This window comes from Bartonella sp. CM86QHHN (genome assembly GCF_042194695.1).
Lineage (GTDB): Bacteria > Pseudomonadota > Alphaproteobacteria > Rhizobiales > Rhizobiaceae > Bartonella.
In genome coordinates, this window is sequence record NZ_JBHIND010000052.1 from 68,207 (window position 1) to 81,995 (window position 13,789).

Consider the following 13,789-nt stretch of genomic DNA (forward strand, 5'->3'; position numbering starts at 1 on the left):
ATTGCAGTATTATGATCATTTTATGGTTTGCTTGTTTCAGATTTTTGAAGTTTAGCGAAGTGAAAATTGTTAATTATTATTGGTAATTTAAAATATAAATTAATAACATCTTGAAAAATATTGTTAAATTTCTTTTTTGTCATGGGAGAGAAATTAGCATTTTTGTGTATTTTTCGCTATAAATAAAGTGAAATGATTCTTTTTTGAAAGTTTTGAAATTGTGACCGATCTTACTCCACACCCAGAACGTGATGTGCTAACCGGTATTGAACCAATCAGTATTATTGATGAAATGCAACGCTCCTATCTCGATTATGCGATGAGCGTGATTGTTTCACGTGCACTCCCTGATGTCCGTGATGGTCTTAAGCCTGTTCATCGACGTATCCTTCATGCTATGAATGAGATGGGGCTTTCTTTCAATAAGTCGTATCGTAAATCTGCTGGTGTTGTTGGTGAGGTTATGGGGAAATTTCATCCCCATGGTGATGCTTCAATTTACGATGCATTAGTGCGTATGGCGCAGGACTTTTCTTTAAGAAATCCATTAATTGATGGTCAGGGAAATTTTGGTTCCGTTGATGGTGATCCACCCGCGGCTATGCGCTATACTGAGTGTCGTTTAGAAAAAGTTTCAGAAGAACTTTTAGCTGATATTGATAAAGATACTGTTGATTTTCAGGATAATTACGATGGGCGTGAGCGTGAACCGGTTGTCTTACCAGCGCGTTTTCCCAATCTTTTGGTTAATGGGTCAGGGGGAATTGCTGTGGGAATGGCAACCAATATTCCTCCCCATAATCTTGGTGAAGTCGTTGATGGTTGTATCGCTTTGATTGATAATCCCGATATCACACTCGATAAAATAATTGAAATTATTCCTGGTCCGGATTTTCCTACAGGGGGTATTATCCTTGGCCACTCTGGTGTTCGTGCAGCTTATGAAACAGGGCGTGGCTCAATCATTATGCGTGCTAAAGTTGAGATCGAAGAAATTCGCAGTGGTCGACAAGCAATTATTGTGAGTGAGATCCCTTATCAAGTTAATAAGGCAACAATGATTGAGAAAATGGCTGAATTGGTGCGCGATAAACGCATTGAGGGAATCTCTGATTTGCGTGACGAATCTGATCGTGATGGATATCGGGTTGTTATTGAGCTGAAGAAAGATGTTGTTGCGGAAGTTGTTTTAAACCAATTATATCGGTATACGCCGCTACAAACTTCCTTTGGTTGTAATATGGTTGCTTTGAATGGGGGAAAACCCGAACAGATGACGTTGCTTGATATGCTTCGTGCATTTGTTTCTTTTCGGGAAGAAGTTGTCAGTCGGCGAACAAAATATCTTTTGCGTAAAGCGCGTGAGCGAGCACATGTTTTGGTTGGCCTTGCCCTTGCTGTTGCCAATATTGATGAAATTATAGCGCTTATTCGCAAAGCTCCTGATCCGCAGACAGCACGTGCACAGTTAATGGAGCGACGCTGGCCAGCGATGGATGTCGCGCCTTTGATTAAACTTATTGATGATCCTCGTCATATTATTCATGAGGATGGTACTTATAACCTCTCTGAAGAACAGGCGCGTGCTATTTTAGAATTGCGTTTGCAACGATTGACAGCCCTTGGGCGTGATGAAATCGCTGATGAATTGAATAAAATTGGCGTGGATATCGCTGACTATCTTGAGATCTTGGCATCACGCGTACGCATTATGTCTATTGTTAAGGATGAGTTGAGTGCTCTTCGTGAGGAATTTGCAACGCCGCGACGTACCGTATTTGGTTTTGGTAGCGCTGAGATGGAGAGTGAAGATCTGATCGCACCAGAGGATATGGTGGTAACGGTAAGCCATAGTGGCTATATTAAGCGTGTGCCTCTTAATACCTATCGTGCACAGCGACGTGGTGGTAAGGGGCGTTCTGGTATGTCCACGAAGGATGAGGATTTTGTAACGCGGTTGTTTGTTGCCAATACGCATACTCCGGTTCTTTTCTTTTCATCACGTGGGATTGTTTATAAGGAAAAAGTTTGGCGGCTGCCGCTGGGGACACCCCAATCGCGTGGGCGGGCTTTGATCAATATGCTTCCTTTACAACAAGGTGAGCGTATTACAACGATTATGCCTTTGCCTGAAGATGAAGCGAGCTGGAGTGCATTAGATATTATGTTTGCGACAACACGTGGAACTGTGCGTCGTAATAAATTATCAGATTTCGTTCAGGTTAATCGTAATGGTAAAATTGCGATGAAACTTGATGAAGAAGATGAAATTCTTTCTGTTGAAACCTGTACAGAACATGATGATGTTGTTCTAACAACAGCCAAAGGACAATGTATCCGTTTTCCAGTTGTTGATGTTCGGGTCTTTGCTGGGCGTAATTCTGTGGGAGTTCGTGGTATCAATTTAGCTAAAGGCGATAAAGTCATTTCGATGACAATTTTAGAGCATGTCGAGGCGACGTCCATTGAGCGTTCTGCTTATATTAAACGTGTAATGAATGAACGGCGTGCTTCTGGTGCAGATGCTGATGTTGAAGATGTTATAACTTTTGATGAAGAAGATGGGGGTGCTGAAACAGAGTTAACAGATGAACGTTATGCAGAACTTCATGCACGTGAACAAATGCTTTTGACAGTGAGTGAGTTTGGTTATGGTAAACGTTCTTCTTCCTATGAGTTCCGGATTTCGGGACGTGGCGGAAAGGGGATTCGCGCAACAGATCCATCTAAAACAGCTGAAATTGGTAAATTAGTAGCGGCTTTTCCGGTGAAGGCGCAAGATCAAATTATGTTGGTATCAGATGGGGGGCAGCTTATTCGTGTCCCTGTTGAGGGAATTCGTACTGCTGGGCGCTCAACTAAGGGAGTCACAATTTTTAATACAGCCAAAGGTGAAAGAGTCGTATCGGTTGAACGTATTTCTGAACCTGAAGATGATACGAGTTCATTAGATGATGAAGGTGAGAAGCATTCTGATACAGTTGATATGAGCGAAGAAAAATAATTTTTAAGAGGAAGGAGTAAAGTCATGAAAATTGCTCTTTACGCGGGTTCTTTTGATCCTCTTACAAATGGTCATCTTGATGTTTTGAAAGGGTGTTTTGTGTTAGCTGATAAGGTGGTCGTCGCTATAGGGATACAGGCTGACAAAAAAACACTCTTTAGCTTCGAAGAGCGTGTTGATTTCATTACGCAGGTAGGGAAAGACTTATTTGGTGCAGATTCTAATCGATTGCAGGTTCTTTCATTTAGCAACCTTCTCATTGAGAAGGCGCGTGAAGTTGGTGCTTCATTTCTCATTCGTGGATTGCGTGATGGTACTGATCTTGATTATGAAATGCAAATGGCAGGAATGAATGGTGTTATGGCTCCTGAATTGCAAACTGTTTTTTTGCCGGCAAGTGTTTCTGGGCGCGCGATAACTTCTACATTGGTACGCCAAATTGCCTCTATGGGAGGTGATGTGACACCATTTGTACCGCCCAATGTTGCACAAGCTTTAAGCTCGAAATACCAATCTTTTAGGGGAGAATAAGTGTGTCTCGTAGAATTTTTGCTGTTTTGATATGTGTGTTTTGTTTTTTTTCATTGTCCGCTGTCGCTGGTAATCCTAGACCAGCAAGCGATGCAAGCCTTCTTGTTTTATCTCTCAAAGATGGTGATGTCATTATTCGTCTGCGTCCTGATTTGGCGCCAAAGCATGTTGCGCAAATCAAAAGATTAACAGAGGAGGGGGCCTATAATAATGTTGTGTTTCATCGCGTTATTCCTAATTTCATGGCACAAACTGGTGATGTAGAATTTGGAAAAAAAGGCAGTAGAGATTTTGATCTGAAACGCGTTGGTATGGGTGGCTCAAATTATCCCAATATACCGGCAGAGTTTTCAAAACAGCCGTTTAAGCGTGGTACAGTTGGGATGGCACGGTCACAAGATCCGGATTCCGCGAATTCTCAATTCTTCATTTGTTTTGAGGATGCTGCTTTTTTAAACGGTCAGTATACGGTTGTTGGAGAGGTTATAAAGGGGATGGATGTTGTTGATAAAATAAAAAAAGGTACGACAAGTAATAATGGATCTGTAAAAAATCCTGATGTTATTAATGCTGCTACTTTACAAGTTGAGAAATGAATCAAGGGAGCTTTCCATATGGCTGAGAATAAAAATCCAGAGAATACTTTAATTCTTGAAACAACAAAGGGCAGAGTTGTTATTGAGCTTTTTGCTGATTTGGCACCTTGTCATGTTGCACGTATTAAAGAACTGGTACGGGAAGGTGCTTATGATAATGTTATTTTCCATCGCGTTATTGATGGTTTTATGGCGCAAACAGGGGATGTGCAATTTGGAAAGAAGGATAGTGAAAAATTCAATTTATCACGTGCTGGTATGGGGGGAGCAGAAAAACCAAATTTAACAGCAGAGTTTTCAAATCTTTCTCATAAGCGTGGTACAGTTTCTATGGCACGGAGTCAGAATCCAAATTCTGCTAACTCTCAGTTTTTTATTTGTTTTGCAGATGCTCCGTGGCTTGATCGTCAATATTCCATATGGGGGCAGGTTGTTGAAGGTATGGAAAATGTTGATAAAATTAAACGTGGTGAACCTGTTGCAGATCCAGATTCAATTACCAAAGCCATTATTGCTGCGGATGTAGAATAGTATAAACTATACTGATTTCAATTGTAAGTTTCTAAGAAAAAGTACTCTTTTCTGATCAATAAAGGCACACGAAACTCTTTTGTAGTATCACGCTTACCTTTTATAATTTCGAGCTAAGCATTGTCCATATATTTTCTTCAATCGGATCTTCCTGAAGAATATAACGTAACGGATTTGTACAAACACCTGTCAGAATAAGAAAACGCAAAGTCTGTTGTATTATGGTTGTTGTTTGGCAAAGTGTTTTATAAAAAATTCGGCATTTCTCTTCAATCCATTGTCGGTCTTAATGGTTTTATGATGTTACTTTCTTAAGAGAGCGTGTGCTTTTGTTTCTGCTCGTAAATCAACATCCAATCCTAATGCAGAAGCATGTTTGAAACACATATTAAGATGGATAAGAGCTTTACTCGCTCATCCAGTTTTCCTAGCAAGGTGGAAAACCAGCATATATATATATTGGCGTAATCTTTAAAATAAGAAGACAGTTTAATCTTAGAAGAATATAATAAAGGCGCAGAAGTGAAACAAATGGCTAGTCTTGCCATCTCCTTTTTAACTCAACTTTACTTTTTTAAAAGTATCTAATGCAATATCTTTTAAATAATGAAGATTATGCATGGACTTACGCTTTTATTTTTCTCGTTTTTTAATAGAGGAATGCTCCAAACGGAATACACTTGTGTTGCGTATTTACGTGTTTTTTAAGAAGCATTTCTTAGTACATATCAACGTTCACTTCCACGATGATATTCATGGCATGTATAGTTTTAAAGCTATAAATAGTATAAAATCTATTATGTACCACCTTCTTTAAAGCTTATGAAGGAGCAAGCGGGTACCATCATACGCTTTTTCAGCCTCTAATGTTACGATAGAGCTTTTGGTATTTGAGAATCTTTACAAAAAGCATTTTTAGTTTTTTAAAGTATTTTTATTTACACGTTAATTTCTTTTGTGAATTATCTCTAATGCCAAGAGCTATCTCAATATTGTGAGTGGATAAGTGATTATGCTCATTTGCGTTTTTATTAAGCGTGAGGATCGCTGTGCCCAGTAGATGAAAAATTTTTATCTGTAAAAGTTAAAGAATATGTAAGCTGTACAATGCGTTCAAAATTTTCTTCTATGGGTACAAAGTTACTGCTTATGGAAGTATGTGAAGATGAAATTATTGTGATAATAATGTTGCAGTTCTGTTAAGGATAAGCGTAGGTATTTTGAGGTATGATATTATAAGGATTTTACTATTTTTTGGGAGCTAGATTATCACTTTTATTATGGTGGTTTCTTAACAAGAAATGTTCTTTTATCTCGTTTAATTTTTGATGCTGATTACAATATTGAGCGAATCAAAAATTAATTCATAAAGCTTTTGACAATGCTCGTAAGGGGATATCTTTTTTCTTTCTATAGAGATATGCATTGATGGAATCAAAAAGACGAGAGTTATGATAAAGACATTTCATTATAGAAAAATTGCTCAAGATGGGTATGCACGTCGAGGCGAAATTATAACGGGGCGAGGATGTGTTCGTACACCCGCATTTATGCCTGTTGGGACGGCAGGAACCGTTAAGGCTATGTATATGGATCAAATTCGTGATCTTGGTGCAGATATCATTTTGGGGAATACTTATCATTTAATGTTACGTCCAGGAGCTGAACGTGTTGCGCGTTTAGGAGGATTACATGAATTTTCACGCTGGAGCGGACCTATTTTAACCGATTCTGGTGGCTTTCAGGTTATGTCATTGGCGGGAATCCGTAAAATTACTGAACAAGGTGTGATTTTTCGTTCTTACATTAATGGAGCCTACTATGAAATGAGTCCAGAGCGTTCTATCGAAATTCAAGAACTTCTTGGTGCGGATATCCAGATGCAGTTGGATCAATGTATTGCATTACCCGCAACTGAAAAAGAAATGGAAGAAGCTATGGAACTTTCATTGCGGTGGGCGCTGCGTTGTAAAACAGCTTTTGGAGAGCAGCCAGATAAAGCATTGTTTGGGATTGTTCAAGGTGGTGATAATATGAAACTGCGTGAACGTTCTGCTCAAGCATTAAAAGAAATAGATTTAAAAGGTTACGCTATTGGAGGGCTTGCTGTTGGTGAGCCGCAGAGTGTTATGACAGCAGTATTGGATACTACTTGTCCGATTTTACCAGAGGATAAACCACGCTATCTTATGGGAGTAGGGACACCTGATGATATTTTACAAAGTGTTGCTCGTGGTGTTGATATGTTTGATTGTGTTATGCCGACGCGTGCAGGACGTCATGGTTTAGCTTTTACCCGCTTTGGTAGAATTAATTTGCGTAATGCGCGTTATGCAGAAGATCCACTTCCTCTTGATCCACAGTCACTTTGTCCAGCAGCACATGATTATAGTTGTGCTTATTTGCATCATTTGATTAAATCTGGTGAATCTCTTGGGGGGATGTTGTTGACGTGGAATAATCTTTTTTATTATCAACAACTTATGCAGGGAATTCGTGATGCCATTGAGGAAGGCTGTTATGCCGATTTTTGCGCTGAAACGCGTGCTCTATGGGCACAAGGACGCTAAAATATTAATCGTAATATAGCGCCTCATTTTTTTATTGAATTTATTCTCGCACTTACAAATTTAGCTAAAAAATGAAATTAGAAACATCTTCCAAAATTATAAAATTCCACTATCTTAGGATATAACAGTGCGGTTTTATAGGGCACATATTCTTTTTCTAATTACTAGATAAAAACAGAAACTGTTACTCCGGTACGCGCTACCTGATCCGGAGAAAAACAGTTTTTCTGTTTCTGATGACTGTTTACAGCAACAATGTTAATGAGGCGTTAGCGAACTCTTAAAGAAGTATGAAAATTGTATTTTTATGAGCTACTTTGTGTTTTTTATTACTAAAGGTAAAGAATGGATTATATACAATCGAACAGATAAATTTTTAGAAAATTAAAATAAAACTAAAATAAAATTACAACATTTAAAATGTTATAATTTTATTTTTTAAGTTTTTATATATAAATATTCTTTAAAATAGATTTATGTAATATTATTTATATAATAAAAATATAGATATTATGTCATAATAAATTAAATATTAATCACGGTAATTGTCATGTTTATAAAACATCAATAAACATACTTATACAAAATTTATTATATTTGTTTTTTGCTTTGTTTATAGAATTTATCTGAAAATAATCATAATATATTTACGTGAATATTTTAATTTACAGATAGTGAGTTAGATATCTGATGCGATTCCTCTGTTAGATGAGGGAGGGGTAAAGATGTCTAAAAGAGGGTATTTAATAAATCTAGAAACCAAGCACTATTATCATGAGAATTTTTAAAAGACTCTATAATAATTTATAAGAATGGCCTAAAGTTGAAATTATAGCTTATCGATTTGGGGGATCTGTATTCAGGTAGCAAAATAAAGCAACAATAATTTTGGGGGAGAAGTTTTATCTTTGTATCAAGATAATGATGAGATATTATTCACTTGTTTGAAATGCATTCTTCGGCAAATTTTAGAATTATTTATAGGATATAGTATATCGTTGCAAAATAAAGTTTTCACTGTAAAATTACAATGGCTGAAAAGAGGAGACAAAGTTTATTATCTGGTAGATCTGATAGAAATAGGTGAATACGTCTATGATCTTGAGGTTTTCAAAGATTTTCCATTAAAGAATCTTACTTAAAACTCTATAAAATGCTTTATATATCAAAATATTTCTAAAACTTTATTGGGGACTATTGGGCATGCGTATAATAATGTTTTGAATTTTTGTTTGTGTGTATTACAGATATTTACAGTTAAAACTCCTATCCAGAAGTGATAGTATGAAGGATTTTTATCAACAAAAGGTTCTTGCATTGGGAATTGATTCGAGAATACGGCGTTTAATAATTTTAGCTCTTGCCGTGGGGAGTTTTGCTATTGGTACTGCAGAGTTTGTCGCAATGGGGCTACTGCCAGAGATGGCACGAAGTTCCTATGTTGATATTCCTACCGCTGGTCAATATATTTCTGCTTATGCATTAGGAGTTGTGATTGGAGCACCTCTTTTAGCTGTGGCAACAGCTCAGGTATCACGCAAAACTGTTTTGATGGGATTAATGCTTTTTTATGCCTTAGCAAATATTGCTAGTGCCTTTTTTTCTGATTTTAGCATATTAGTAGTATTACGCTTTCTCAGTGGACTTCCCCATGGAATCTATTTTGGACTTGCGGCTATGGTTGCTTCTTCAATGGTAGAAATGAAAGAACGTTCTAAAGCTGTTGGATATGTTATGCTCGGCTTAACAATTGCAACCGTTTTGGGAGCACCCAGTGCTACTTGGATTGGTCAACTTATTGGTTGGCAGATTGCTTTTGTCCTTGTGGGTATGATTGCTTTATTGTGTAGCTTGCTTATTTGGAATTTTTTTCCTTGTGATTCAAGTTTTCCAAAAACGAATCCTTTGCAAGAAATGGGTGTATTAAAGCAAAAGCAGGTGTGGCTTCTTTTGTTGATGGTGTCGGTGGGAGCGTCAGGATTATTTTCTGTTTTCACTTATATCAAGCCAACATTAATGCATATTTCTGGTGTTTCACTTGAGTGGGTACCATTTATTATGCCGTTAGTTGGATTGGGAATGGTGATAGGAAATCTCTTGGGGCCTAAATTAGCTGTTAAAATTGGCATTTCACCGATGATATTTTTCTCTATGCTTTGGAGCGTATTTGTTTTTTTTCTTTTTTTCTTTTTATCCTATGCTCCGTTAACAGCGGCAATAGGATGCTTTTTTGTTGGAACTTCTTTTGCTGCTATGCCTTCTATACAAACAAAAATTATGGATGTTGCACTACAGGGACAGATTTTGGCAGGAGCATTAATGCAGTCTGCTTTTAATATTGCCAACGCTCTTGGTGCTGAATCTGGAGCATTAGTTTTAAAATTGGGCTATAGTTATGAATATACAGCTGTTTTAGGAAGTGTTCTAACTTTGTGTGGATTAATGGTTTTTTGCATCTCATGGTATATGGAGAAGCATGCTTAATATTTTTCATTTTTTTAATGAAGAAGGAATTTTTATATTTATTTTTAGTTATTGGAATGTCCTGTTGGGTTTTTCAATATGAAGTAAGAAATGCGCAGTGCTAATGGAATAGCAAGACAAAATAAAAGACCCATGAGCACTATAAGAAGAGTTTTTGCTGCTAAGATCATTCCTATTGTTCCTCCAGGATTAAAGAGGCCTGCAAGATTGGTGATGACTCCTGCTAGAGTTGCACTTAAGGCTGCTGAAAATAGTTGTACAGAGGTAAGGGATTCACTGGCACGGAGAGCATCTTCATCATTTGCACATTGTAAGATCCTTGTGAGCAAATGTGGCCATGCTATGCCCGCACTGATTCCAATAGAAAACAGTGCTAAGCAAATAATAAAAATATATTCAAGCGCGGAAACTTCTGTTGGGATGAGCCATAAAAGAATCATTATGCCTAACAGTTTTAATAGGGGCGAGTATACAATGATGTTGCGAATTTTTTTTGTGGAGAGACCAGCACTTGAGATGGCTCCACATGTCCACCCTAGGCTCATAAGTGCTGCTATATAACCAGCAATAAGTGGAGCTTGCCCATGAAGCTCTTGAAGAAAAAGTGGAAAATAAAGTTCTATACTGTATACGACTGTTGTCATAACGAGTATCAATGCGTAAACAGAAAAGATTTCAGAAGAGAAAGAAAAGGATTTGCGGGGCAACATAGGATGAGGGGTAGATGATTCGATTTTTGCTAGAACAAAAAGAAGACTAAGTCCGATAACTAATCCGCAAATTTTTGCTATTGTAGACTCCATAGCCCCTCCAACAGAAATAATAAAAATCAATAAGGTGAGTGTGAAAAGCTGGAGAAGAGGAAGAGGGGGTGTTGGAACATCGTTTTCATTCTTTTTTGGTAAAAATTTAAAGGCGATGAGTGAGAAAAATATAGCTAATACGCCAATGATCAAAAAGGATGCTCGCCATAGCCCATAATATACAGAAAGCCCCCCGATTGCTGGTCCTAACAAGGTTGATATTCCCCACATTCCAGAGATAATACTTAATGCATGTGACCATAAAGATGGGCTGAAAACAATCCGTACCATGGAATAGGATAGGGATAACAAAGAACCACTTCCAAATCCTTGAATAAAGCGTCCTATTAAAAACAATGGCATAGATGAAGAAATGCTGCACATAAAAGTGCCTAGGGTGAAGATAAGTCCAGAAATAACATACGCATTGCGAGGACCTAATTTCCCTAATATTTTTGTTGCAAGTGAAGTACCCACGAGTGAAGCTGTAATAAAGACAGTAGCCACCCAAGAATAATATATTTCACTGCCAATATGATTCATAAGAGAGGGTAAAATAGTAATAACAATATAAACGTTGGTGGCGTGTAACACAACTCCACCTGTAAACGTTAAAAAGCAAAGACCATTTTTACCCAATAAAAGCGCAGACCAGCCCTGTTTTTTCACTGTTGTTTGCTATTTAATAAAAATCTATCCTCTTTTTACTTATAAGGTACTTCTTTGAATTTGCCAAGAGAAATTCAAAGCTCTGTTTAGAGCTTTGAATTTTAATTTAAGTAATAACTTAATTGCCCATTGCTTTTTTGAGATTCTCATCAATTTTATCGAGGAAACCTGTTGTAGAAAGCCACTTTTGTTTAGGCCCAATCAAAAGTGCGAGATCTTTGGTCATAAAACCTTCTTCGACGGTTTTAATACAAACTTCTTCCAATGTCGTGGAAAAGTTTTTTAACTTCTCATTGTTATCTAGTTTAGCACGGTGCGCTAGTCCACGCGTCCATGCAAAAATAGATGCAATAGAGTTCGTTGATGTTTCTTCATTCTTTTGATGCTGACGATAATGGCGTGTTACAGTGCCGTGTGCTGCCTCTGCTTCAACAATTTTGCCGTCAGGTGTCATGAGAACAGAAGTCATGAGACCCAGAGAACCAAAGCCTTGGGCAACAATATCAGATTGGACATCACCATCATAGTTTTTACATGCCCATACGTATCCACCTGACCACTTTAATGCAGAAGCAACCATATCATCAATAAGACGGTGTTCGTAATATAATTTACGGTTTTCAAATTCAGTTTTAAATTCCGTATCGAATATTTCTTGAAAGATATCTTTAAAACGACCATCGTAAGTTTTTAGAATGGTATTTTTTGTTGAAAGATAAACTGGAACATTCCGTTGTAGTCCATAATTAAAGGATGCGCGGGCAAAATCACGAATTGACTCATCAAGGTTATACATAGCCATGGCAACCCCTGCGCTTGGAGCATCAAAAACATCATGTTCAATAACTTGATTATCATCACCGACAAATTTAATACTTAATTTCCCTTTTCCTGGAAATTTAAAATCTGTTGCCTTGTATTGATCACCAAAAGCGTGACGTCCGATAATAATTGGCTTTGTCCAGTTAGGAACAAGGCGAGGGACATTTTTACAGATAATGGGTTCGCGAAAAATGACTCCTCCTAAAATATTGCGGATTGTGCCATTAGGTGATTTCCACATTTTTTTTAGGTTAAATTCTTTAACGCGTGCCTCATCAGGTGTGATGGTTGCGCATTTTATACCAACCCCATATTTTTTGATAGCATTGGCAGAATCGATAGTTACCTGATCATTGGTTGCATCACGATTTACGACGGAAAGATCATAATATTTTAGATCAATGTCGAGGTAGGGATGGATTAATTTATCTTTGATATATTTCCAGATGATGCGGGTCATCTCATCCCCATCAAGTTCAACAACGGGGTTTTCTACTTTGATCTTTACCATTAGAAATCCTTTTTCTTTTAAGCGATACTACTTGTATAACACTTTCAAGTTTATAATGAAAAGTAAAAACAAGGGAAAAAAGCATTCAAATATGAGCTTTTAGAATATATTATCAATAGAGTGTAAAATTTTGTTGGAGGGTTTAATTTTTGAAAAGAAGTGATGTGTTTGCAAATCTATAATTATTCTATGATTGATGAAGAATCTGTTTAATAGATAAGGTAGTTAGATCACCGAGGGACGGGGATTATGCGTTTTTATTATCAGAGATTCCATTTAATAAGTTGATCGTATTCTGAATTATAGTTTCTTGATTTGTTGTGTTAGGTGAATAAGAAACTATTTTTATATTGCTATTTCAATTCTAAGCTTACGGTCTGTTTGTTTATAAAAAGTTTAATGTGATAACAAAGGCACTGTAATTAGAAATGCTTCATATAAAATGCGTTTGAGATAAACTTCAATTTTGAAGGTTGAAAAAAACGTATAAATGATGCGGCTGGTTTTAATTTAAAAATTAACAGCATACGCAAGAATATGACTTATAAAATTACCGTATCGCGAGCTAGAATCTTCTAATTCTTATGTTTTATCGATTCTTATTGTTATTAACTATGCGCAGTAAAGCACTATCCTCGAAATGCAACAAAGAAATTAATCACCTAATGATTCTTGTATCCTTTTTACGAAGAGATTCCTTTTAAAATCTTATTCCCTCATTTTTATTTATGCATCCCTCATTTTTAAAAACACAAATAAAATGAATATATTACACATAGAAAAAAGAAACATGGTACGCCCAAGGGGCGGGTATAGAGTAAATAAAATCAAAGAATTATATAGAATATAAGGGAATTAATGAATTTTGATTCTATTACGTTTTTTTGTCTCTGCCCCTAACTTTTTTGGAGCTTTTTTATAGCTTCAAGAGCTAGTCTTTTACGATCTGCACTCTTTGTATAAAGGGATGCCATCTGATCTTCTGTCCAGCCAAAAATTGCTTTCAATTGTGATACTGTTGCTCCAGAATTAGCTGCACGTGTTGCGGCTAATTTTCTTAATCCATGCGCCGATTTTTTAATTCCAGCCGCATTACAAGCGTCTCTAAATCCATTCCCAAAGCTTTCTTTGGTGAATTTTTGATTCACTTTACTACAGATAAATGTTTCTTCTCCAATAGGACCAGTTTCAAGCGTTTTAGCTAATTCCGGTAAAATGGGAAGAAAAACATCTGTTTGGAATTTACTTTTCTCTGTTTTGAGATGAAT

General features: G+C 36.9%; 9 protein-coding genes. 6 read left to right on the forward strand and 3 right to left on the reverse strand.

Annotated features, from left to right (window positions below):
• Positions 1 to 220 precede the first annotated feature (220 nt).
• The 6 genes from gyrA to ACFIKX_RS05160 all read left to right on the forward strand — a co-directional run bounded on the left by gyrA (position 221) and on the right by ACFIKX_RS05160 (position 9,716).
• On the forward strand, positions 221 to 3,004 hold the full coding sequence (gene gyrA / locus ACFIKX_RS05135; RefSeq protein WP_375629047.1) for a DNA gyrase subunit A: 2,784 nt from the start codon (positions 221 to 223) through the stop codon (positions 3,002 to 3,004).
• A 24-nt stretch (positions 3,005 to 3,028) separates the two neighbouring features.
• Positions 3,029 to 3,535: a pantetheine-phosphate adenylyltransferase gene (gene coaD / locus ACFIKX_RS05140; RefSeq protein ID WP_375611518.1), complete on the forward strand. Its 507-nt coding sequence runs from the start codon at positions 3,029 to 3,031 to the stop codon at positions 3,533 to 3,535.
• 2 nt (positions 3,536 to 3,537) lie between these two features.
• Positions 3,538 to 4,131, forward strand: coding sequence for a peptidylprolyl isomerase (locus ACFIKX_RS05145; RefSeq protein ID WP_375629050.1), 594 nt, complete (start codon positions 3,538 to 3,540; stop codon positions 4,129 to 4,131).
• Positions 4,132 to 4,149: 18 nt separating this feature from the next.
• Positions 4,150 to 4,662, forward strand: coding sequence for a peptidylprolyl isomerase (locus ACFIKX_RS05150; RefSeq protein ID WP_375611520.1), 513 nt, complete (start codon positions 4,150 to 4,152; stop codon positions 4,660 to 4,662).
• Between the two features lie 1,451 nt (positions 4,663 to 6,113).
• Positions 6,114 to 7,232, forward strand: coding sequence for a tRNA guanosine(34) transglycosylase Tgt (gene tgt / locus ACFIKX_RS05155; RefSeq protein ID WP_375629052.1), 1,119 nt, complete (start codon positions 6,114 to 6,116; stop codon positions 7,230 to 7,232).
• Between the two features lie 1,284 nt (positions 7,233 to 8,516).
• Complete coding sequence (locus ACFIKX_RS05160) at positions 8,517 to 9,716, forward strand: MFS transporter (RefSeq protein ID WP_375629055.1); 1,200 nt, start codon at positions 8,517 to 8,519, stop codon at positions 9,714 to 9,716.
• 44 nt (positions 9,717 to 9,760) lie between these two features.
• Here ACFIKX_RS05160 and ACFIKX_RS05165 read toward each other — a convergent pair whose 3' ends face one another.
• The 3 genes from ACFIKX_RS05165 to ACFIKX_RS05175 form a co-directional block, all read right to left on the reverse strand.
• Positions 9,761 to 11,188, reverse strand: coding sequence for an MFS transporter (locus ACFIKX_RS05165; RefSeq protein WP_375629058.1), 1,428 nt, complete (start codon positions 11,186 to 11,188; stop codon positions 9,761 to 9,763).
• Positions 11,189 to 11,306: 118 nt separating this feature from the next.
• Positions 11,307 to 12,521: an NADP-dependent isocitrate dehydrogenase gene (locus tag ACFIKX_RS05170; RefSeq protein WP_375613103.1), complete on the reverse strand. Its 1,215-nt coding sequence runs from the start codon at positions 12,519 to 12,521 to the stop codon at positions 11,307 to 11,309.
• 896 nt (positions 12,522 to 13,417) lie between these two features.
• The coding region (locus ACFIKX_RS05175; protein ID WP_375629061.1) for a tyrosine-type recombinase/integrase at positions 13,418 to 13,789 on the reverse strand (372 nt) is incomplete at its 5' end.